We start from the raw sequence: 980 nt of genomic DNA, 5'->3' as shown, positions 1-980 counted from the left end.
GGCGCGGCGTCATAGACAACGCGCGTCGTTCATCATGCGGTTCTTGCCCTGAGCCTTGGCGTCATAACTCGCGGCATCGGCGCGTTTCACCATCGCCTGCGCATCGACGTCATCGACGCCCAGGCATGAAATTCCCAGGCTCGCGGTGACACCGTAGCGCTTGTCCTTGCACCGCACCGACAACTCGCTCACTGCATGCCGCACCTCCTCGGCGATGCGTATGGCTTGTGGGTTGCCGCAGCCGGGTAACAGGATGGCGAATTCATCGCCGCCCAGGCGCGCCAGGTGGTCGTCGCGGCGCACGCACCCTTCCAGACAGCGAGCAATCGCACGCAGCATTTCATCGCCCAGGGCATGGCCGCCTTCGTCGTTGATCGGTTTGAAGCTATCCAGATCGAAGAGAATCAACGATGCCGTTTCGCCATGTTCGCGGAAATGCTGGAAAGTCTCTTCGAGGCGTCGCTCGAAACCGCGCCGATTGAGAAGCCTGGTCAGCGGATCGTGCTCGGCTTCCCAGAGCTGGCGTTTCTGCTGTGCGCGAAGATGCGTAATGTCCTTGACGAAGCCCACCACACCTTGCGGTTGCTCGCCGTTCATCACCTGGCTGGTATAAAGCTCCAGCCACATCATCCCCGCATCGCCACACTCAAAGCGCAACTGACGATACAGTCCATGGCCGCCGTTTATTGCATCGCGCCACAACGCAAACAGCACTGGGCGATCCTCGGGATGCAGACGACGCAACCAAGCGCGATGCTTGAACGACGCCGCTGACAACCCCGTCAATGTTTCCAGAGCCGGGTTGACGTAGCGGGTTCGGCCCTCGAGATCGGCCAGGAACATCGGCAATGGCGACGAACTCAACACCCCATCGAGATAGGCCTGGCGGCTGCGTCGCTCCGCGCGCTCGCGATTGCGCTCATACTCCACGCTATTGAAGGTCTGCGCGATGCGCTGCAACTCTTCCAACGAAGTATCCA

1 protein-coding gene is annotated in these 980 nt (G+C 60.7%); it reads right to left on the bottom strand.

Annotated features, from left to right (window positions below):
- Positions 1-9 precede the first annotated feature (9 nt).
- The coding region (locus OP496_RS18040) for a sensor domain-containing diguanylate cyclase (protein ID WP_280565337.1) at positions 10-980 on the bottom strand (971 nt) is incomplete at its 5' end.

Origin of the sequence: Chromohalobacter sp. 48-RD10, from assembly GCF_029889785.1 — a bacterium.
Taxonomy (GTDB): domain Bacteria; phylum Pseudomonadota; class Gammaproteobacteria; order Pseudomonadales; family Halomonadaceae; genus Chromohalobacter.
The sequence above is the reverse complement of the archived record's forward strand: the minus strand, read 5'-3'. Positions and strand labels throughout refer to the sequence as shown.